At 39.2% G+C, this 867-nt stretch carries 1 protein-coding gene; it reads left to right on the top strand.

The annotated features are described in order from the left end of the window. Positions 1-867: MobA/MobL family protein (locus AC1UFB_RS20520; protein WP_482590015.1), on the top strand; the 867-nt coding region annotated here is incomplete at both ends.

Genomic DNA, 867 nt, shown 5'->3' with positions numbered 1-867 from the left:
GCCAGAATGGATGAAAGATCGGAACCGTTTATGGAATGAAGTTGAAAAAGTAGAGAAGCGCAAAGACTCGCAATTAGCACGCGAATTAAACATTGCGTTACCAATTGAACTGAATCATGACCAACAAAAAGAACTCATTCGATCTTTTGCTCAAAACGAGTTTGTTCAAAAAGGAATGGTTGCTGATATTGTCATTCATCGTGACGATGCTAATAATCCTCATGCTCATATCATGTTAACGATGAGAAACATTGATGAAAATGGTTTCGGCAAAAAGAATCGTGACTGGAATGCTGATTTTGCCAATGCAAAAGAAAACAATCGGGGGTACGTAAAAAATAGCGAAGGCTGCTTATCCATTCGTGAACAGTGGGCAAACTATGCCAATCAAGCATTAGAACAAGCCAAAAGTAAAGAGCGTATTACGCACCTTTCTCATGAAAATCGGGGACTTGAAGTACTTCCAACCATTCACTTAGGCCATGTCGCTCATGACATGGAGAAGAAAGGAAAGAAAAGTGACCGTGGTCAAATCAACAGAGAACGCCAAGAATACAATAAAGTCGTTATTGACCTGCAGACTTACCGTCTTCAAAAAGAAGCTCATGTACAAAAAATAAAAGAAAAAGAGAAGCAATTTAGCTTCTCTACGGATATTGAGAAAACACATATTCAAAAGGCTGCATCTCTTTTGAATCAAAAAATCGTTTCCTTAGACGATATCTCAAAACGCCAGGCAGAACTACGCAAAATGAGTGATCGTCATGACCCGATTGAACGTCATTTCCATGTGCAGCAACAACAGTTCCTAAATGTCAGCAATTACTATGACCGTGTGAAGGCTTTAGAGCGTGAAATCAAACAGAA

The sequence above is a fragment of the Priestia sp. KCTC 13724 genome, assembly GCF_056820425.1.
The sequence above is the reverse complement of the archived record's forward strand: the minus strand, read 5'-3'. Positions and strand labels throughout refer to the sequence as shown.